The organism is Pirellulales bacterium (assembly GCA_019694455.1).
In the GTDB taxonomy this organism is placed as follows: Bacteria; Planctomycetota; Planctomycetia; order Pirellulales; family JAEUIK01; genus JAIBBY01.
In genome coordinates this window covers 75,674-96,727 of sequence record JAIBBY010000016.1, presented here as the reverse complement: position 1 = coordinate 96,727, position 21,054 = coordinate 75,674, and the positions used below count along the sequence as shown (strand labels likewise).

14 protein-coding genes and 1 tRNA gene are annotated in these 21,054 nt (G+C 61.6%); 6 read left to right on the top strand and 9 right to left on the bottom strand.

Annotated features, from left to right (window positions below; translation table 11 throughout):
- On the bottom strand, nucleotides 1-359 hold a 359-nt coding region (locus K1X71_08820), incomplete at its 3' end, for an SDR family NAD(P)-dependent oxidoreductase (GenBank protein ID MBX7073237.1).
- A gap of 46 nt (nucleotides 360-405) precedes the next feature.
- Nucleotides 406-993: a thioredoxin family protein gene (locus tag K1X71_08815; protein ID MBX7073236.1), complete on the bottom strand. Its 588-nt coding sequence runs from the start codon at nucleotides 991-993 to the stop codon at nucleotides 406-408.
- Nucleotides 994-1,247: 254 nt separating this feature from the next.
- On the opposite strand from K1X71_08815, the gene K1X71_08810 reads away from it, so the two are divergent.
- The 3 genes from K1X71_08810 (at nucleotide 1,248) to K1X71_08800 (ending at nucleotide 6,696) form a co-directional block, all read left to right on the top strand.
- Nucleotides 1,248-3,353, top strand: a complete 2,106-nt coding sequence (locus K1X71_08810; GenBank protein MBX7073235.1) for a DUF4139 domain-containing protein — start codon at nucleotides 1,248-1,250, stop codon at nucleotides 3,351-3,353.
- 282 nt (nucleotides 3,354-3,635) lie between these two features.
- On the top strand, nucleotides 3,636-6,254 hold the full coding sequence (locus tag K1X71_08805; GenBank protein ID MBX7073234.1) for a DUF11 domain-containing protein: 2,619 nt from the start codon (nucleotides 3,636-3,638) through the stop codon (nucleotides 6,252-6,254).
- Between the two features lie 67 nt (nucleotides 6,255-6,321).
- On the top strand, nucleotides 6,322-6,696 hold the full coding sequence (locus tag K1X71_08800) for a hypothetical protein (GenBank protein MBX7073233.1): 375 nt from the start codon (nucleotides 6,322-6,324) through the stop codon (nucleotides 6,694-6,696).
- A 23-nt stretch (nucleotides 6,697-6,719) separates the two neighbouring features.
- Here the strand turns inward: K1X71_08800 and K1X71_08795 are convergent, their stop codons facing one another.
- The 6 genes from K1X71_08795 to K1X71_08770 form a co-directional block, all read right to left on the bottom strand.
- Entirely contained in the window at nucleotides 6,720-7,403 is a 684-nt protein-coding gene (locus K1X71_08795) for a hypothetical protein (protein ID MBX7073232.1), read from the bottom strand.
- Nucleotides 7,404-7,577: 174 nt separating this feature from the next.
- Nucleotides 7,578-8,858 (bottom strand): tyrosine--tRNA ligase, encoded by a 1,281-nt coding sequence (gene tyrS, locus K1X71_08790; protein MBX7073231.1) that lies wholly within the window; start codon nucleotides 8,856-8,858, stop codon nucleotides 7,578-7,580.
- A 62-nt stretch (nucleotides 8,859-8,920) separates the two neighbouring features.
- A complete protein-coding gene (gene ispD / locus K1X71_08785; GenBank protein MBX7073230.1) occupies nucleotides 8,921-9,661 on the bottom strand; it encodes a 2-C-methyl-D-erythritol 4-phosphate cytidylyltransferase in 741 nt (246 codons plus the stop codon).
- Nucleotides 9,662-9,670: 9 nt separating this feature from the next.
- A complete protein-coding gene (locus tag K1X71_08780) occupies nucleotides 9,671-11,728 on the bottom strand; it encodes a 4Fe-4S dicluster domain-containing protein (GenBank protein MBX7073229.1) in 2,058 nt (685 codons plus the stop codon).
- A gap of 62 nt (nucleotides 11,729-11,790) precedes the next feature.
- Nucleotides 11,791-12,765: an electron transfer flavoprotein subunit alpha/FixB family protein gene (locus K1X71_08775; protein ID MBX7073228.1), complete on the bottom strand. Its 975-nt coding sequence runs from the start codon at nucleotides 12,763-12,765 to the stop codon at nucleotides 11,791-11,793.
- 142 nt (nucleotides 12,766-12,907) lie between these two features.
- Nucleotides 12,908-15,349 carry an ATP-binding protein gene (locus K1X71_08770; protein MBX7073227.1) on the bottom strand — a complete coding sequence of 814 codons (2,442 nt, stop codon included), beginning with the start codon at nucleotides 15,347-15,349 and terminating at the stop codon, nucleotides 12,908-12,910.
- Between the two features lie 208 nt (nucleotides 15,350-15,557).
- Between K1X71_08770 and K1X71_08765 the strand changes: the two genes are divergently transcribed.
- A complete protein-coding gene (locus tag K1X71_08765) occupies nucleotides 15,558-17,249 on the top strand; it encodes a hypothetical protein (GenBank protein ID MBX7073226.1) in 1,692 nt (563 codons plus the stop codon).
- 100 nt (nucleotides 17,250-17,349) lie between these two features.
- Here K1X71_08765 and K1X71_08760 read toward each other — a convergent pair whose 3' ends face one another.
- Nucleotides 17,350-18,324, bottom strand: a complete 975-nt coding sequence (locus K1X71_08760; protein ID MBX7073225.1) for a GGDEF domain-containing protein — start codon at nucleotides 18,322-18,324, stop codon at nucleotides 17,350-17,352.
- A gap of 398 nt (nucleotides 18,325-18,722) precedes the next feature.
- Here K1X71_08760 and K1X71_08755 point away from each other — a divergent pair.
- Nucleotides 18,723-18,796: transfer RNA gene (locus K1X71_08755), tRNA-Asp, on the top strand.
- A gap of 125 nt (nucleotides 18,797-18,921) precedes the next feature.
- A complete protein-coding gene (gene recG, locus K1X71_08750) occupies nucleotides 18,922-21,018 on the top strand; it encodes an ATP-dependent DNA helicase RecG (protein MBX7073224.1) in 2,097 nt (698 codons plus the stop codon).
- The last annotated feature ends 36 nt before the right edge of the window (nucleotides 21,019-21,054 follow it).

The following is a 21,054-nucleotide window of genomic DNA, read 5'->3' as shown; positions in this document are numbered from 1 at the left end:
TTAACCTGATGCATCGGGTCGTAACGCTTCATCGGCGTTTCCAGCGTGCCCGCCAGGAAGATCGCGCTGGCGTTGTTGATGCAAATGTCGATGCCGCCAAAGGTCTCAACTGTCTTGGCGACCGCCGCCTGCACCTGCTCGTCGTGGCGAATATCACACACCAGTGGCAGCCCACGTCCGCCAGCTTCGTCCATTTCTTTGGCTGCCGTATAGATCGTGCCGGGCAGCTTGGGATGTGGTTCCGTCGTCTTGGCAGCAATGGCGATGTTGGCGCCGTCGCGCGCCGCCCGCAGGGCAATTGCCTTGCCAATGCCACGGCTGGCGCCAGTAATAAAGATCGTCTTTCCTTGAAGGCTCATTGTGCGCTCGCGTTTGGAATGGAGACAGAGTGGTTTCGCGGCTTCGTTACTTGGTTTGGCCAAAATAGTCGGGCTCGCCGCCGGCCCTCCATTTGATGTTGCAGCCGATGCTCGCTCGTTGTTCACTCGCTGGCGGTTTGCCTGCCAAAACAGCATCGAGCGCTGCCCGCAGATCATTGCCAGTCACCGGTATCCCGCTGTCTGGACGGCTACCGTCCATCTGCCCTCGATAAACCAATTTGTGGTCCCGATCAAAAACATAGAAGTCGGGCGTGCAGGCGGCGCGATACGCCTTGGCCACGGCCTGCGATTCGTCGTACAAGTAGGGGAATGTGTATCCCCGCAATGCGACTTCCTCACGCATCTTTGCCGGCGAGTCGTCGGGATACTTGTCGGCATCGTTCGAGTTGATTCCCACCACACCGGCGCCCTTCGATTGGTAGTCGCGCGCGAGCTGCGCTAGCCCTGCCGCCACATGTTTGACGTAGGGGCAATGATTGCAAATGAACGCGACTAGCAGCGCCGGTTTGTCAGAAAAGTCGGCTAAGCGGACCAATTTACCGTCGGCGTCTGGCAGCGAAAAATCGGGCGCCCGTGTCCCCAAAGGCAGCATTGTGCTGGGAGTCAGTACCATGGTGTTCCCCCCTTAATTCAGGTGTAGCGGGCATCTTAACGGCGCTGAACCGGCCGGGCTAGCCGGCACGACCGCCCCCAAATTCAGGCCAAATCCGCCTCTGCAATTAATCATCGCAACCGTCCTCATCGCGGAAAAAAGCTAAAATCAGACAGGTCCGCGGAACTTTCTCCGAACGACTGACGTCGAATCGGTATCGCCACCCCGGTCCATTTCGCCGACTGTGGCTTCGCATTGGCGTGGAGGAATGAGAGATGCCTTCGATTGCACAACCGAAACCGCGTTGCCGATTGCTTAGCTCGGCGTTCGCGCTCGCGGTGCTGGGCGCCGCCTGCGCCCAAGCGGCTGATGAGCCAGCGGCAGAGCCCAAGACCAAGTTGCCCCTCAAGTCCGTGGTGATGTTCAACTCGGGCGTCGGCTTCTTCGAGCACCGCGCGGAGGTCGAGGGAGACGCCGCAGTGGATCTTCGATTTAATGTCGAGGATATCAACGACCTGCTCAAGAGCATGGTCCTGCAAGACCTGGGCGGCGGGCGCATCTCTCCCGTCACCTATACCTCAAAGGATCCCATCACCAAGACGCTCAAGACCTTTGCCATCGATCTCACCGACAATCCCACCTTGGCCCAGATACTGGGCCAGGTGCGCGGCGAAACCGTCGAGGTCGAGGCCCCCGAAAAAACCACCGGGATCATCGTCGGCCTGGAAAAGCGCAAACGTAAGGCCAGTAGCGACGGCGACACCATCATCGAGTTCGATGTCATCAACCTGTTGACCGAATCGGGGCTAAAAAGCATTCCACTGGAGCAGATTTCCAGCATCCGATTTGCCAACGTCAAGCTGAATCAAGAATTTGGCCAGGCCTTGGCTCTGCTCGCCAGCGGGCACTCGACCGACAAGAAGACCGTCACGCTGCGCTTTTCGGGAGATGGCAAGCGGGCAGTGCGTGTCGGTTATATCCAAGAGGCGCCCATCTGGAAGACCAGCTATCGCCTGGTCCTCAAAGACAAGGAATCACCGCTCCTGCAAGGCTGGGCCATTGTCGAAAACACCACCGAGGAAGATTGGGACAACGTGCGACTGACGCTTGTCAGTGGTCGCCCCATTTCATTCGTCATGGATCTTTACGAACCGCTGTATCTCCAGCGGCCAGTTGTCGAACCCGAATTGTTCGCCAGCCTACGCCCGCAGCAATACGGTCAAGACCTGGCCCAAAGCGAGCAGAGATTTCGGGGCGCCGCCGGTGGCGCGGCCCCCCCCATGCGTAAGGCAAGATCGGGCCAGTTGGCGGCCGCCGCGCCCGCCGCGCCGGCTCCGACCGCGGAGGGCATGGAAGCGCAGAGCGCTGCAGCAGACGCCGGCTTCGTCGTCGGCAATGTTGAGCCCGCGGCCCAGGCCAGCGAAGTCGGCGAACTCTTTCAATACGCCATCGACGAGCCGGTGACCCTCCAACGCCAAAAATCGGCCATGCTGCCGATCGTCAATAGCCCGGTCGAAGCGGAGAAGGTCTCCATTTACAACGTCAATGTGCAGCCCAAGCACCCACTGAACGGACTCAAGCTCACCAATAAGACCGACTTGCACCTGATGCAGGGTCCCATCACGGTCTTTGATGGCGGCGCCTATGCCGGCGACGCGCAGATCGAAGACCTCGCGCCCGGCAGCGAGCGGCTCATCAGCTATGCGCTCGATCTGGAGATCGAAGTCTCACAGGAGCAAAAGTCGCATCCCGAGGAGATCACCGGCGTCAAGATCGTCAAAGGCGTGCTCGAAGCGCAGCGCAAGTTCCGTCGCTCGGTCGAGTACACCATCAAGAACTCCGCTGGCCAACCCCGCAAAGTGCTGATTGAGCACCCATTCGACCCGAATTGGACCTTGGTCGAACCCGCCAAGCCCGCAGAGAAGACGCGCGATCGCTACCGCTTCGAAGTCACGGCCGAACCTGGCAAACCCGCCAAGTTGACGGTCGTTGAAGAGATGGTCAACACCCAGCACTTGGCCGTGCTCGATCTCGATCTTGGCGCCATTCACTACTATCTGACCGGCGCCAAGGTCAAAGAAGAGGTCAAACAAGCGCTACGCGAGGTGGTGGCCAAGCGCCAAGCGATCGAAAGCGTGGTCAACCAACGTCAGAACATCGAAAAGCAGGTGGCCGCCATCGATCAGGATCAAACCCGCATTCGCGAGAATATGGGAAAAATTGGCCAGAACACCGAGCTTTACAATCGCTACTTGAAAAAGCTCAACTCGCAGGAAGACGAGCTAGAGAAATCCCGCGGCCAGATCGAAGACCTCACCGTGGAAGAGCAAAAGCTGCGGCGCGAACTGGAAGACTACCTGAGAAATCTCACGCTTGAGTAACAGCCCAGGCCGTCTGGCTTAGAATTACGAAATCTGTTGCAGGCCTCGGAATCCTTCATTCCGAGGCCTGTTTCTTGCGCGTTTGCTGGTCGTGCCGACTAACGATGACTTTTCGCAACACGTTGACGTTGATTTTTGGCAACACCACGCTGCGGCGCGTGTAGTTTTTCGATGAGGAAGGATTTGTCGGCCGCGAGCGCGACCGGCCGCGCCCCCAGGCATATCGGAGCCTGTGGCGGTGCGGCGGCCCGCTAGCCATTCTCCCCAATGGCGCATTGCCACATGGTTGGTCCAGGAAGGCATCGATTCGTCACGCGCTGGGCGCTGCTTGCGGCGGCCCTACTGCTGACGCGCGTTGCCTGGGCCCAAGCGCCGGTCGTCGGCCCACCAATCGCGCCGCCACCCATTTCGCAGCCGCTGGTTGCCCAGCCCCCCGTGGCGCAGCCGATGGTTCCGGTCGCCCCTCCGCTTTACGCCGCGCCGGCCACTCCCGCCTCGCCGCTGACCAGCCAATGTCTCAGCAGCATTTGCCCTGGCGGGTCGTGCTCGTTGGGGTCATGTTCACTTGGGCCCTGCTGCGGGCCTCGGCCATGCCAGCCCAAGACAGCCGCCCCCCCCAAGCCAAAACAACCCAACTTCCGGCCCGATCCCAACCCGCTGCACGAGCAGCATCGGCCGGCGGGCATTTTTGTTTCCCCGCGCCAAGTCATCGCGCCGGTCGGTAGCGAAGTCGTGGTGTTGGCCGGACTCTGTGACCACGAAAGCCATCTCATCGCCGATGAGAATGTCGAGTGGCTGTTGGCGCCCGGCGGTGTCGGTCAGTTCATGCAGGTGGGGCGTCGCAATTCGTTGCATTATCTCAATATCTTCACCGCCGCCTCCGAAAAGGTGGACAACTCATACGCGATTGGCACCACGTCGTCTAAATACGTGTGTCTCACTCGCGGCACTCCCACGCTCGACGACGATGTGGCCGTGCTCAAAGGCCAGTCGTGGGTCACGGTCAGTTCGCCGGTCGAAGGCACCAGTTTTGTCACCGCCTTTGGCCCCGAGGTCTATGGCTGGGATCGTCGCCAGCAAACGGCCCAAATTCACTGGGTCGACGCGCAGTGGCAATTTCCGCCCGCTGCGGTAAATCCCGTTGGCACGCGCCACATCTTTACCACGGTTATCAGCAAAGCCACCAACCGCCAACCAGTGCAAGGCTGGCGTGTCCGTTACGAAATTGTCGGCGGGCCAGAAGCCGGCTTCGCGCCCGGTGGCGCGAAAATCGCCGAGGTTGCCAGCAACGAACTGGGCCAGGCCAGCGTCGAAATCTTTCAACAGACGCCGACGCCCGGGACCAACCAGATCGCCATCCAAATCATCCGCCCCAACGACACTGCCACTGGCGCCCAACGTTTGATTCTTGGCACCGGCAGCACAACCAAAACGTGGGGCGCTCCCGATATCTCGCTCCGGCACACCGGGCCTGCCCAGGCTGCGGTCGGGGCCCTCGCCTCCTACCGCATTGAAGTCAATAACCCCGGCGGCGCCACTGTGCGCGATGTCGTCATCAGCGAGGAACTGCCGCCAGGATTGACGTTTGAATCGGGCAACCCGCCCCCCGGCGTGCAGGGCCAGCGCTTGATCTGGCGCCTGGGAGACTTGCCGAGTCAGCAATCGCGACTGATCGACATCAATCTGCGCGTCGCGGCGCCCGGCACCTTCAATCTGTGCGCCGCACTGGCCAGCGCGGATGGCGTCGGCGCCCAGGATTGCGTCTCGACCACGGTCATGACCACTTCGCTCGATGTGCGCATGCTGGGGCCCGATACGGCCCAGACTGGACAGGATGTCGCATTTCAAGTCTCCGTAACCAACGGCGGCAATACGCCGCTCAGCGGTCTCAAGATCGTCGATCGCTTCGACGCCGGATTCCAACACGCCGTGGCCGCCAATCCATTGGAACGCGATCTCGGCGTGATCGAGGCCGGCCAAACGCAGACCGTGGCGATCACGCTCCGCGCCGTGCAGGCCGGGCAGCAATGCAACTCGGTCGACGTGGTTGGCGCCGGCGGCATACTCGGCAGCGCCCGCAAGTGCGTGACAGTCGCTGCCGCCCCTGGCGGACCGCCCCCCCCGCCGACCGTACCCCCCGGCGTGACACCCACTATCTCGGTCACCAAGACCGGTCCCGCGTCGGTCAACGTGGGAGAAATGGCCGATTTCGATATCTATGTGAAGAACACCGGTACGGTTACGGTCAACGAACTCAAAGTTGCCGACAACTACGACTTGGCCCTCGATCCCGTCCAGGCCACGCGCGGCTACTCCTTTGTTGGCGACGATATCGTCTGGCTCATCGACACGCTCCCCCCCGGCAAGGACTTTAGACTTCAGATTCGCTGCCGCTGCCAAAAGGCGATCGGACGCGCCTGCAATCGTGTCACCGTAACCACGCGCGAGGAAGCGCGTGCCGATAGCGAGGCATGTCTGGAGATTCGCCCAGGTCAGGCAGCGCCTCCAGCGCAGCCTGGCCAACCAGCGGCCTCCAATCTGCAAGTCACGATCGTCGATCTTCGCGACCCCGTTGCGGCCGGCCGCGAGGTGGACTACGAAGTGCGCGTCACCAACCGCGGCACGACCCCCGATCAGCAAGTGCGCGTCACGGTCTCGGCCCCATTGGAGATGACCCCATTGGGGCCAGGCACCAGTGGTCCCGCGCGGGCCGATCTGGTCGGACAGCGCGTCGAGTTTCGCCCTTTCCCGCAGCTTGAACCGAATGCCACGCTGACCTATCGGGTGCGGATGCGGGCGCAGCGCGCCGGGACGGTGCGCGTGGGTGTGCAGGTGACGAGCCAAGGCATGCCGCGCGGCGCCAGCGCGGACACCGAAACCACCATTGTCACTGGACCCTGACGCATCGCATTCGACTATATTGAACTGCCCAACCGCGGCAATTCATCCTCCTTAGTGTCGAATGCGCATGTCTCAATTCGTCGTGCTTCGTCACGAGATGCCAACGGGCGACCATCGCCCTTCGCATTGGGACTTGATGCTCGAGCGCAATGGCGCGCTATGGACATGGTCGTTGAGCGAACTCCCCACACCAGTCGCCTGGGTCGTCGCTCAGCGAATCCACGATCATCGCCTCGATTATCTTGAATACGAGGGGCCGATTTCCGGCGATCGTGGGCATGTCGCCCGCTACGACCGTGGAAGCTGCCAGATCGACGCCTGCGACAATCTCAGCATTTCAGCGCGGATCGCCGGCCAACATCTACGCGGACAACTGCGCCTCGAAAAGTTCGCGGGCGCGTGGCGCTGCCGAATGTTGCCGGCAGTAGGCCAAGTCGAATAACGGCCAACATCGGCCGCCTGCGGCTAATGTAGCCCGGCCGGTAGTCTCGCGACGCGCACTGGCTCGGTTTGGCCAGTCACATACATTTCGCCGTCGTGCATCTCAATGCTCCGCACAAAGAATCGCTGATCGCGGTTCTCGAACGGCGACATACGCACCAATGCGACGGGGTTGCCATCAGACTGCTTCCACTCAATGGCGACCCCCGCGCGCCGCGCTTGCTGGCTGATGGCGTCCAGTATGCGGCCCATCGGAATCGGAATCAGCCCGGCTCGAAAATTATCCACGCGAATCGCCAGCAGATCAGGCGCCGCCATGCTCACCGCCAGATCAACACTGCATACGGCGCTGAGTCGGCCGTGACCATACCGAAACGCCAGCGACAACCGCCCTCGGTCGATAGCCACTCGCGGCGCCGTGATGCCGATGGGCAGTAGATCGGGATGATTCTTCGGCACGTCGATCGCCAGCCAACCATTGATCTGCCGCGCGGAAAACAGCGCTTTCCAACTGCGGTCGTGCTGCGCGTCGGCGGTCAAAGCGCTAGCGTGCTCCAGCAGTTCATTGTTCGCAACCGATTGATCGGTCGACTGGGCCGCCAGCGCGTCGGCGTAAAACGCCGGTTCAAATCGATAAGCGCCGTACGACATAATCGCGATGCCAGTAACCGCGGCTAGCGCGGCGACGACAATCCAGCGTAGTTTCATACGGCGCAACTTTCCCAGCGAACCGGATTGGCCTGTCGACAACCAACGAGGCCCATCAGGCCAGACGACGCGCACCCTGTGCGGGCCGAATGCTAAGTATCGCGCCGGCCGGGAGTCAATTCACAATAGGCAGGCCATGGTCGTCTGCTAGCACGTCGTCGGCCGGAGTACGTGCTAGCTGGAAAACCGCAACAGCGCGTAATTTCGCTTGCCACTGCGAAGCACCATCACCGTTTCACTGGCCAGATGGTCGCCTGTCAGGTTGAGGTCCGCTGACTCTACCCGCCGGTTGTTCACATAGGCGCCCCCTTGTGTGATGGTTCGCCGCGCATCCCCCTTGGACTTCGATAGCCCTGCCTCCAGGAACGCGTCGCACACATTCAGCCCAGCCGAAAGCCGCTCGCGCGCCAATGTCTTGCTCGGCACATCGGCGAATATATCGACCAATTGTCGATCGGTTAACGCGGCGATCTCGGCTCCAAAAAAGATCTCGGTCGCCCGCAGTGCCGTCGACACTCCTTCTTCTCCATGCACCAAGCGCGTTACTTCCATGGCCAGCCGCCGCTGGCTGTCGCGTTTCTCGGGCTGGCCCGCGCGAAGCTGACCTAATTCGTCAATCTGCGATTCGCTGAGCTCCGTGAAAAAGCGCAGGCACTTGTCCACATCGGCGTCGTCGACGTTGATCCAGAACTGGTAGAACAAATACGGACTGGTGCGCTCCGCCGCCAGCCATACAGCGCCTGACTCGGTCTTCCCCATCTTCGAACCGTCGCTCTTGGTCAACAACGGACAGGTGAGGCCGTAAAGTTGCCGCCCGCGCATCCGCCGCCCCAGGTCGATGCCAGCGGTGATGTTGCCCCATTGATCGCTGCCGCCGATTTGCAATTCGCAGCCAAAAGCGCCGCTCAGATGCACGAAGTCATAGGCTTGCAGCAGCATGTAGCTGAATTCGGTGTAGCTTAGCCCGCTATCGGTCTGCTCCAAGCGGCGACGTACCGAGTCCTTTGACAACATCACGTTGACGGGAAAGTTCTTGCCGATATCGCGCAAGAAATCGAGGTAGCTGAAACCGCGCATCCATTCATGGTTGTTCACCAGGCGCGCGCCGCTCTTGCCTTCGAAGTCGAGAATCGAGCGCATTTGCCGCTCCATGCCCGCCACGTTGGCTTCCAGCGCTTCCCGCGACAGCAGGTTCCGCTCCTCGCTCTTGCCGCTCGGGTCGCCAATCATGCCCGTCGCCCCCCCCACCAGCGCGATCGGCCGATGGCCATGCGTTTGAAAACGCCGCAGGGTCATTAGCGCCATCAAATGGCCGATATGCAGGCTATCCGCCGTCGGGTCGAACCCGGCATACAGTGTCCGACCGCCGCTCGCCAACCAGCCCGGCATGGCCTGCGGATCGGTCGCCTGATGAATCAATCCCCGCCACAAAAGTTCAGAGTAGATGTCAGCCATGAAGGAATATCGTCGCTGGTGTTCGGCGCGGGCGTGAAGTTTCTAAAATTAGGTCGATCGGACTAGCGCCACAGGTCGTCGCCAGCAAACGGGTGCGCGACGCCGCCGAGCTTCGGTTTCGGCAACGCCTTCAGCGCCTGGGCGGCCAATCGCATGTCTTCTTGGGTTGTGATTTTCAGGTTGATCGGCGATCCCGGCGTCACGGCCACCGGTTGACCGCTGCGCTCCACAAGCTGCGCGTCGTCGGTGGCCACAAAACCGCCTCGCTTGGCGTATGCCTCCAGCAGCACCGAGCGCTCAAAAACTTGCGGAGTCTGCGCTTCCCACAGTCCTTCGCGCGAAACGGTTTCTGCCACGGTCTTGTCGCCGCGCACGCGCTTTAACGTGCCTGCCACCGGCAGCGCCAAGATCGCGGCGCGCTGCGCAACAGCCAGCTCAAAGACGCGGTCAATCCATTCGTTCGCCAGGCAAGGGCGCGCGGCGTCATGTACCGCGATGTGCGTCGCTTCCGGCTTGACGCGCGCCAGCGCGTTCTCGATCGAATCGGCTCGCTCCGCGCCTCCTTCCACCACGTCGATCCCCAGGATCTGCACGTTCGCAGCGAACTTGGCGTTGAAATCCTCTCGGTCTTCCGCCGAAATCACCAAGATCACCTGGCACACATCGTCACGATTAATGAATCGCTCGACCGAATGCAGCCACACCGCTCGGTTGTCCAGCGGCGCAAAGACTTTCTTGTAGTGCTTGTCTTGGAAGCGGCTGCTCTTGCCCGCCGCCGGAAGAATCACGGCGAATCTTGCCATCACGCTCCCTCACGCTTCGGTTGTCAGGCGCGCCGCCACCAATTCGGCCACATCTTGAACCGCCACGCCAGAATCTTCTTGCTTGGATGCGTCGTCCAGCATGGTCATGCAGAACGGGCAGCCCACGGCGATGGTCTTGGCGCCCGTCTCCGTCAGTTGCTTGAACCTCGCGAAGTTCACGCGCTGGTCAATCGGCTCTTCCATCCACATGCGGCCACCGCCGGCCCCACAGCAAAACGTCTGCCTTCCATGCGCTTCGGCCTCGACAATCGGCAGTTGCAGGCCGGTTCCCAATACTTCCCGCGGCGCCGCCGATCCATCGTTGTGTCGCGACAAATAACACGGGTCATGAAATACGACCGACGATTCGTTCGCTTCGTCCAGCGGCAATTTGCCCGCCGCGATGAGCTCTTGGATATATGCCGTGTGATGCGTCACCTGGTATCGGCCGCCATAGTCGGGATACTCGTTCTTGAGCGTGTTGTAGCAATGGGCGCATTGCGTCACGATCCGTGTGAATTTCACGTCGTTGAGCGTGGCCACATTCTGCTCCGCCTGTCCCATGAAGGTGAAGTCGTCTCCTAGCCGTCGCGCGGGATCGCCGGTGCAACTCTCGCACTTGCCCAGGATGGCGAAATTGACGTTGGCCGCCTTGAGAATTTTGGCCAAAGATCGACTCACCTGTTGATTGCGACGGTCATAGCTGCCGGCGCAACCCACCCAGAACAACACTTCCGGCTCGGGATTCTCTGCAATCGTTGGCACTTCCATCCCATTGGCCCAGGCGGCGCGCTCTTCCGGCGGCAGTCCCCACGGATTGCCCCGCGCGGCGATCGTCCGCAGTGCCGATTGCGTGCTCCCCACCACCTGCCCTTCGCCCACCAGGTGCCGGCGCATCTCGACAATCGTGCCCATCTGGTCGATCAACACGGGACAGTTATGAACGCACGCGCCGCAGGTGGTGCAAGACCACAACGTCTCTGCCGAGATGACGTCGCCGTGCAGCGAGCCTTGGTGCATTCCGTTTGCGGCGATGTCCAGGACCACCTGCATTGGCGATAGCGGTTTGCCGGTGTTCCAGGCCGGACAAGCGCTCTCGCAGCGGCGGCACTGCGTGCAGGCGTCGAAGCTGATGAGTTGCTGCTGGGTAAAGTCTTCAATCGCAGCCAACCCCACCTTGCCGGTCGATTCGACCTCGTCCAAGTCGACCGGCCGAAATCGAGCAGTGTTCGGCTCTGGCGTCAGCGCGATATTGAGCGGCGCCATCATAAAGTGCAGCATCTTGGTGTAGGCCACCAGGGCGATGAACACCATGACCAACACCATGTGAACCCACCAGTTGGCCAGATGCCACGGCCGAACCGCCTCTCCCACAATGCCCATCCGCTCGAACATTCGGGCCAGGATCCAGCCCACAAACGATACATTTTTTTCAAATGCGAATCGCTCAAAATCAAAGCCAATCCGCAATCCCTCCGCTATAAAACCGGTGACTCCGATCAGTAGCAGTAGCCACAAGATGGCAGCGTCGATCGGTTTGGCCGAGGGACGCACGCGCGTCAGGCCGGCGCGGCGCAACATCGCAATCGGTATCGCCACCACGAATGCCAGCCCAAACAGGTCGAGCAAAAACGATGTGCTGGTGTAAAACCGGCCCGTCCACGAAATGCCGACCAGTCCGAAAACGCCGTAATCCTCCAGCGCCACGATCACGGTGCCGATGAACAGCACGATCATGCCGTAAAAGATCGCCATGTGGCTGATCCAGGCGAGCGGGATACGCGCAATCCGCTGTTGCGCCACCACATGCCGGGCAAGTCGTTTCGCGGCGGCGCCCCAGTCGATATCGGATACCGTCGCCGCGGCCGTCGGCCCGGCGTCATTCGCCTTGCCAGTTGATTCAGCCTTTACGTCCGGCGCACTGGTGGTCGCGCGGCCACGTTTCCATACCGTCCACCGTCGATAAACGCCGTACAAAAAAATTGCCGTGGCCAAGGCCGCCAGCACGTACATCGACGCCTTGGTGAACTTGTCGATGTTCCACAGGATCGGACGTGTGATTTCCATGCGTTCCGCACAGGTTGGCGACAACCCGTCCCAGGATGCCGTGGGAGCGATCTGTTTTCGCGCTAGCCGCGCGCCTTCTTCACTTCGGCAATGAGTTGCGGAATCGCCTCAAACAGGTCCGCCGTCAGCCCAAAGTCGGCCACCTCAAAGATCGGCGCGCTCGCGTCCTTGTTGATGGCCACGATCGTCTTGCTGTTGCGCATGCCAGCTAAGTGCTGAATCGCGCCAGACAACCCGCACCCAATATACAGCTTGGGGGCGATCACCTTGCCGGTTTGCCCGACCTGAAAATCGTTGGGCATCCATCCGGCGTCGACAACCGCGCGGCTGGCGCCAACCGCGCCTCCCAGAAAATCGGCCAATTCCTCAATCGGCTTGAAGTCTCCCTTGGTGCCGCGTCCACCCGTCACAACCACATCGGCCTCGGTCAATTCTGGTCGCGAAAGCGGAGTGCGATTCATTTCCACAAAGTGCTTGCGCGCGTGAGCCAATCGCTGCGGCAGGGTCGCTTTTTCAATCGGCGCGGCAGCGTCTCCAGCAGTCGGCGGGTCGAACGACGACGGCCGACAAAGGGCCACCACGGTGGCCCCGCTAAACTCCGTCTCGGCCAGCAGATTGCCCGAATAGCACGGCTTGGTGAAAATTAACTTGTCGGGCGCCACCGTATTCACCTGTAGCACGTCCGACGCCATTGGCGCCCCCAGTCGGGCGGCGACGCGCGGAAAACTATCGCGCGTCACAGTTGACGAGGCGCCGGCGATAAGCCGATACGTCTGACTCTTGGCGACCGCCGCAATCGCCGCCGCGATGGCCTCGCCCGTGTTCGTCTTGAGATCGGCATGTTCCGCCAGCAGCACCTTGCGCACGCCTAGTTGCGCGACGCCCGCCGCCGCCTCGCCGGCGTGGGCGCCGACAACGAGCACATCGCAAGCGCCCCCGGCTTTGTCGGCAACTAGTTTTCCAAATCCAATACCGGCCTGTTCGCTGCGCGAAGCTAAGGGGCCGCCGGGGACGATCACTACCAGCGTGTCGGACATGAAAATTCGCTCGCGGAAAAAGCTAGGAAACGGCCAAGATCGGCGCCAAACCGCCCATTCTGGCCGTTCCAGTCAAGCCTGAAAAGGGGGCCAGCGGACCGCGTGGCATCGCTGGCCCGGCGCGCCAGAACGCATCAGCCGGCTACCATGCCGGTCGCAACGCTCCCGCGGCGTCCACCGCCATCGGCATCCACAAGAGCGACAGTCGCCGTACGGCGATTTCCGACTTTTTCGACGCCACCAAGATCGTTTCCATCATGGCCGCCAGCCGTTCTGGCTCCGCTTGGATCTGCGCGGTTTCGTCCGTCAGCGCTTGCTGCAGTTTGGCAATGTCCGCTTCGACGGCCGCCTCAATCGCCTTGGCCCGCTCCACGTCTTGGGCCTCCTTCGAGCCCCGGCCAAAGTTGCGCACGGTCCTTTCCGCGCGACTGACATTGGTGTAACTCAAGGCTCGACGCCCAAGTAAGGCGCCCAGCAAGGTCGCTCCGGCCGACATCCAACTCTGCAACTTTTGCTGCGATTGCTGGCCAATTTGCTGCTCCACGGCCGCTTCGGCCCTACGCAATTTCTCGTTCAATGCCGACAGCTTCTTGTCGTACTGTTCGCGAAGCTTCGCTATCTTCGCGTCCCGCACTTCGCGGGCGGCCTGATTCACACGAACTCGAAAATCGCGTTCCGGCTCGTTCGGCTTTTGGGTGACCTCCAGTTCCGAGTTTTTCAAGAGTTGCAGTTTCCGCTCGCGATACGCCGCATCAACCAGGGATCTCTTCCAGGCCGTGTAATTCTTGGTGTCGAGCGCCGCCGCCGGAAGCGCCATATAGCTGGCGCCGGCGATCGGCCCGCTGACAAAGCGTTCGTCCCCCCAGGGCGCATCCTGCCATTCCCAATCTGCGGAAAGGCCTCCTTCATTCGCGACCAGCAAGCCAGTTTCCGTGCGGACCGAGTCGACTTGTTCTTTATCCGACCGAAAATGCAAATCGCAAACTCCGACGATCGAGCCTTGATACACAACCTTCTGCTCCGCATGCGCCTCGCGCGGAGTTAAAAATATCTGCGGAATCTTGGGGGGCAGCACCGGTCGACTCGCGTGCGAGCCGTCGCTTGGCGCGGCAGTGGTGGACACCCGGGCTTGATTTGCCAATCGGCCCGGCGCCTCTCCACCCGAGTCTGGCCGCTGGGGGTCGCACAAGCGCCGCATCTCATCGCGGGTCAATGGTCCGCGCAGATACGACATTGCCCAACGGACCTGGAATGTGACCGGACCACTATCGTGCACGTTGTTCATCAAGAACACGCGCTTGGGCAGCGATGCCAGCAAATGGTCCATCCGTTGTCGATCAAACCCCGTGCTGGAGCTTGCGGCGACGGTTTCCAGTCCTTCGAGCACGCGCGCTTTATCGCGCTCGGTTTGCAATCTGCCAAGGAACCAGGTGCCTGCGTTCGACAGCGCCTTGTAGTCGAGATCGACGGGATTTTGCGTTGCCAAAAGGGCGCCGAGCCCAAACGCCCGTCCCTGCTTGAGCAACGTCAAGAACGAGGCTTTCGATGGCGGGTTAGCCGTCGGCGGCAGATACCCCGCAATCTCGTCCATATATAAAATCGCCCGCAAGCTGCTCGTGCCTTGCTGAGCGCGCATCCAAGCGACCAGTTGTTGCAAGAGGAGCGTGACGACGAACATGCGCTCATCGTCATTGAGGTGAGCGATCGAAACAATGGCGACGCGCGGCTTGCCGTCTGGCGAATACAACAGCGACTGAATATCGAGCGGTTCCCCCTCCAGCCAAGCCTCAAAGCCGGGCGCCGCCACCAGGTTGTTGAGCGTCAGCGCCATCTCAAATCGCTCTTTCGCCGGAAAGAACGCTTCGAGCTCCATAACGCCAACGCGCTCGATCGGCGGGTTTTGAATCAACCGCACCAGATCGCCCAAGGCAATGCTTTTGTTTTCGCGCCACTCCGATTCCAAGATGTTCGAGAGCAGGATTTGCTCCCGGCTGCGCCCCGTGTCGTCGTGCAGGCCCAATAGCGCCAACAGGCTACGCGCCGCCGACTGCACTAGTTCGCCAAACAACTCCGCGTCGGCCTGTATTGCCACTGGCGGCACTGAGAACGAAGGAAGAATCGAAAGTGGCAGGCCAGCCGTGCTGCCGGGCGTAAACAGGCGAATCTCCGCGGCCGCGCGCAATCGCTCGATGCGTGCCCCATCCTCCCCCCACTCGGCAAGTCCTTTCCGCCATTTTTCCGCCTCTCGATCACCCAACTGTTGCGGCGTGACGCCTTCCCGCCGCGCGTCGTCAGCGTTGATCCACGGGGTGAACTCCTGGCCGCTCAAACCCGGGAAGGTCAACAACAGGTTGCCAATATCTCCCTTGGGATCAATCGCCAGACAGGGCACGCCGTCGATCGCCGCTTCTTCCAATAGCGACAGGCACAGGCCCGTTTTGCCGCTCCCCGTCATGCCAATGCAAACCGCGTGCGTCACCAGATCATTGGCGTCATACAGCAACAACTCGTCGCTCGCGCTCTTCTGGTCGACATCGAAGACGCGTCCCAAGTAGAACAGGCCAAGCTTTTCAAAATCTTGCATTGCGGCGTATTCCAGTGGTATGGCAAGTCATTCCCTGAGAGCGGCAACACTCCCGCGAGACACATGCTAGCACAGTCAGTCGACCCCGCGCGAAACCGGTTTCTCCGCGGAAGTTCGGCTAGGGACACGGCGTCAAGTCGCCTATAATCCCCCCGCGCCAGCACTGCTCGCAAGGCCGGCGCGCCGGAAAGCAAGGAAGCGACAACCGGTGTCCGCCGCCAATTCCACACAACGACTGCCCGAATCGATCCGCGCCGGCGCGGTGCGCTGGAGATTTGCGCCGCAGGCGACTCAAGCCGGATATCGAGGAGACCTGCCAGTCCCATCCTGGCTCGCAAGCGGTGCGGCTCACATCGTCAAGTCGGGCGCGCACCGTGTCGTCTACCGCGTGGATCTGCCCGATAGTCCGATCTATCTGAAGCACGATCGAGGCGTCGCCTGGTGGCATCGTTGGTTCGGATGGCTGCGCACTTCTCCGTCGCGACGCGAGTGGGTCAAGGCGCAAGAAATTGCTCGCCGCAACGTGCCGACCATCACCGCCGTGGCCTACGGCCAGGTCGTTGCGGGACCTGCTGCCGGCGAGAGTTTCTTTATCAGCCAGGCGATACAGCAAGCGCGAGCGCTCGATGAGTTCATAGCCTGCGAGTTGCCCGCCCTCGAACTCGCCGCGCAGGCGCGTACTCGGCGGCAATTGGTCGATCGCTTGGCCCACCTCTTAGCGCAAGTCCATCGCGCCGGCATCGATCACGACGATCTGCACATTGGCAACTTGTTGGCCCGCGTCGAGAACGGAAATATTCAACTCCATTTGATCGATGTGCCTAACGTACGTATCGGTCGACCGCTCGGTTGGCGTCGCAGCCAGGCCAGCTTGGTGATGCTCGCGTCCAGTTTTCGCTATCTGGCCACGCGCGCCGAGAAGTGGCGCTTCTGGCGAATGTACCTCGCCGGACGACCCGAATTCGCGCAGCAAGACCGGCGCGCCGCCTTTCGCCAAATGCAATCGAGATTGCAGCGATACTTGGCCAGTGTCTACCGCTCACGCGACAAACGCGCGCTCGCCAGCAATCGAGATTATATTCGCCAGCGCGCTGCGGGCGTGCGGGCACATGCGGTGCAAGGGGTCGGCGCCGCGCAGTTGCAGCGGCTCGCTGGCGATCCCCATTCCCTGATCGCCACCAATCTCCACAAGCCAATCAAGCTGGCCCGCTCAAGTTGGTTGGTTGAGGGAGAACTGGAGATCGATGGCCGCCCGGTGGCTGTCGGCTACAAGCGACATCAGCCAGTCACTTGGCGGCGCAAATTGGCCAGCCGATTTGTCGAGACTCGCGCGCGCCGCGCGTGGCGCGCAGGTCATGCCCTGCTGGCGCGCGGCATCGCCACGCCACGCCCCCTCCTCATGTGCGAAACCTCAAATCGCGTAAGCTACCTGGCGACGGAATGGATTGTCGGCGCTATCAACTTGCACCACTACTGCTGGGAACTGTCAACCCTCTCGCCAATTGCGCGGCGCCAGGCGGTGCGCGCCGCCGCCGCGACGCTGGGCGCCCTGATTGGCGAATTGCACCTCTGGGGCTTTGTCCACCGCGACCTCAAAGCCTCCAACATCATTGTTGCGCCGCAAGACAGCGACTTCCGCGCGTACTTGGTCGACCTCGACGGGCTTCGTCAGCCGTGGCGATTCACAGAACGCCTGGTGGTCCGCAACCTGGCTCGGCTGGCTGTCAGCTTCGACGGCTACGCCTGGATCGGCCGCGCCGCCGCCTTAGAGTTCTTGCGGTGCTACCTGCGCGCCACGCGCCGCCCCCAGGCCGATTTGCCGCGAATTTGGCGCGCCACAAACAAGGCCGCCGAGCGACTCAGAAGGCGCATGCGCCGGCGAGGACGCATAGCGCTCTAGAGTGGCCATGGCTCGGCCGGCCGTGCAGTCAGTTGGCTGCCAACACCCATCCGCAGCGTCACTGCTGGCCCAACAGCCGGTTGAATTTTTCAGCGGGCTGCTAAATATGCACCCGGGCCGGCAACGCGCTGGCTAACACGCCGGTGTCCGCGGGCTCCATGTCTTCCACCAGCGAGATCCGTGTCCCGTCGTCCACGCACACCTGATTGCGCCCCATTTCCTTGGCGCAGTACAGGGCCTTGTCGACGCGGGCGACGAATGTGGCCACATCCTCCCCATCCTTGGCCAGGGCGACACCGCCGCTAATGGTGATGCGCAAGTCGGCGATCGCCTCGCGCTCGACCGCCTTCCGCAACCGCTGAGCCAGCAAGCATGAGCCCGCCAAGTCGGTTTGCGGCATGATGACGACGAACTCTTCGCCGCCGTAGCGAGCTACCAGGTCGGTGGAGCGAGCGCCGTTGTCGAGCAGGCTGCCCACGCCTCGCAATACCCGGTCGCCGCGCACGTGGCCATGTTCGTCGTTGACCTTTTTGAACGAGTCGATATCGAACATGGCGACCGAAAACTGCTGGCCGTAGCGAGTCTTCATCGCGAACATGGTTTCTAGCGCCTCGTCGAGCGCGCGGCGGTTGCGCAATCCGGTCAACGGATCGGTGCGCACTTCTGTGAGCGACATCAGCATGGTCGTCTGGCGCCGAATCTCTTCGTAGGCGTGCGAAATTTCGTTGGCCAGCCGCATCGTCGGCCGCAGGATATCCTCCGCCTCGCGGCACAACTGTTTGAACGCCTCTTCGTCGTGCCCGTTCGATAGCTCGCGCACGCGGTCCTTGAACTTCGCCACGCTCGTGTCGTGCTTGGTGAGATTCTGCCGAATCACTTCGGCGATTTTCTCCAGCTCCTTGGCCACCACCTGCGCCCGCATCAACTCACGGCGCGCCTGGCTCTCTAGCTGTGCGCCGCGCGATAGTTGCAGTCGGCCGACAAAATAGCCAAGCACCGCCACCACGGCGAGCGCAACCGGTGCCGGCAAATGCGGAGCGGAGCTGACGATGCCTTCAAAGATGCTGCTGTCCATGACGCTGTTGTCTCTGCTCAGGACGAACCAACGACAAGCTCAGCTCGTAGGGGAGCTTCCAACCCGTGGTCCGTTGCTGTTCCTCGAATGTCGCCTCAATAACTCTTACGCGACCCAAATCCGCGCAGCAGCACCATTCCGGCGACCACCAGCAAGGCGTACGCCATCATCCACTCGTGGGTGTCCCAGCCATTGATCGTGCGCATCGTCGTGCGGTAGATATCCCACATGGCTGACCGTGCAGGGGTAGGGAATTGGGGCGCGAAGCAGGAAAGATCGCTACCCAAGCCTAGGTCACGCTCGCCGCCTATGACGGATATTTCCCAGCCGGCGAATGCGCCAGCACCACCCTTGGCGAAGCGCCTACAGCGATTTATAATTCCCGGTCTGCCCAAATCGGGGACGTAGCTCAATTGGTTAGAGTACCGGACTGTCGATCCGGTGGTTGCGGGTTCGAGTCCCGTCGTCCTCGCTTGTAGTCGCCGCGGCGACCAGTTCTTCCGGCCATGCCAGTTTTGCGGGTTCGCCCGCCAATTGGCGTTCCAGCGCGAATGGCCGGCGCCGGGCATGCGGCCCGTCGACCGGTAGAATCGTGGCATGTCATCTGCCGGCGAAAAGCAAGTTCTTGCGGTCCTGGGGCGCCCCTTGGCGCAACTCCGCGCGGTCGGCGATCGCCTGTTGCCGCAGTTCCATCGCTTGGAACTGAACAACGTGCTCGACCTCTTGTTCTATTTCCCCCGCGACTACGAAGACCTGACCGATCTTCGTCCGCTCAATCAACTCCAAAGCGGTTCGCTGCAAAGCGCCGTCGGCACGGTCACCGAGGTCGAAGCCTCCGGCGGCAGTTTTGGGCGCCGTCATGTGCTTGGTGTGCTCATCGAGGGGGACGGCGGATATTTACGACTGGTGTGGTTCAACCAGCCCTTCATGCAGAAGAAGTTTCACACGGGGCAACGGCTGCTCGTTTCTGGCAAGGCCGTTCTCAAAGGGCGCGCCTGGGAAATGACGCATCCCAAGGTGCAATGGCTCGCCGCCGAAGAAACCAACATCGAAGGCCGAATTCTGCCCCTCTATTCCCTCACCGAGGGCCTGTCGCAACATCACGTGCGCCGCGCGGTGCAAGAGGCGCTCGGCATCAGCGCGCCGCTATTGGAGGAGGCCTTTCCCGAAAGCTTCCTCACCGCGCATCAAATCATGCCGATTGCGCCGGCCATCGAAAACATCCATTTCCCCGCGGATCAGGCGCGGCTGACAGAGGCGCGCCGTCGATTCGTTTATCAAGAACTTTACATCCTACAACTGGCGCTCGCCTTGCGGCGCCAGCAACAGCGCGTCATGTCGCGCTCGCCACAACTGGAGATTACCCCCAAAATCGACGCCAGAATCAGGCGGCTCATTCCGTTTGAATTAACACCAGATCAAGAAGCCGCCATCCGCGATCTCGTCGCCGATCTGGCCCGCCCTTATCCCATGAACCGCCTGCTGCAAGGCGACGTTGGCACGGGCAAAACCGTCATCGCCGTCTATGCCGTGCTGCTGGCAATCGCCGCCGGGAGCCAGGCGGTGCTGATGGCGCCGACCGAGGTGCTGGCCCGCCAACATGCGGCCACGCTCGATCACTTGCTCCACGAAAGCCGCGTCCGCCGCGCGATACTGACCGGCGGAATGCAAGCCGCCGACAAGTCGCGCGTTCTCGCCGCCATTGCGGCGGGCGAAATCGACCTGGTGATCGGCACCCAGGCGATTCTGCAAAACGACGTCGAATTCCCCCGGCTCGGTTTGGTGGTCATCGATGAGCAGCACAAGTTCGGCGTGCGTCAACGCGCCCGGCTCAAAAGCGCCGGCGCTGATCCGCATTATCTGGTCATGACCGCCACGCCCATTCCGCGCACCATCACCATGACGTTGTTTGGCGACCTGGATGTATCCACCTTGAAGACCGCGCCGCCGGGACGCCAGGCTGTTCGCACCTATCTGCCGGCCGCCGATCGCCGCGCCAGTTGGTGGGAGTTTTTTCGAGAGAAGTTGCGCGAGGGGCGACAAGGCTATGTCATCGCGCCGCTCGTTGAGGAGTCGGAAGAAATCGAAGCCGCCAGCGTGCAAGAAACCTTTGAGACGCTCATCAACGGCGAACTCGCCGACTTTCGCGTTGGACTGGCGCACGGGCGTCTCAGCCCGGCGGAAAAGCAGCAGGTCATGGAGTCGTTTCGCCGCGGCGATTTGCAAGTGCTCGTTTCCACCACGGTCATCGAAGTCGGCGTCGATGTCCCCAATGCCACCCTCATGACCATCGAAGGGGGCGAACGCTTCGGCCTCTCGCAACTGCATCAATTGCGCGGCCGCGTCAGTCGTGGGCTCTTCCCTGGTCAATGCTGCGTCTTCGCCGATCCTCAAACCGATGAGTCGCGCCGCCGATTGGAGGCCTTTGCCAAGACCACCGACGGCTTCGAACTGGCCGAACTCGATCTGGCGATTCGCGGCCCCGGCGACCTCTTCGGATCGCGCCAACATGGCTTGCCCCCGCTGTGGATCGCCGATCTCTTGCGAGACGCCGCCGTGCTCGACGAAGCTCGCCGCGCCGCCACGGAAACCGTGGCGGCCGATCCAGGGTTGGCGCAGCCCCAACATGCCCGGCTGCGCCGGATGATGCTGGTACGCTACGGGCAGTCGCTCGAACTGGGCGACGTAGGGTAACCCCGCATCGCCGGTAGCTCGATCTTGGCGATCGTG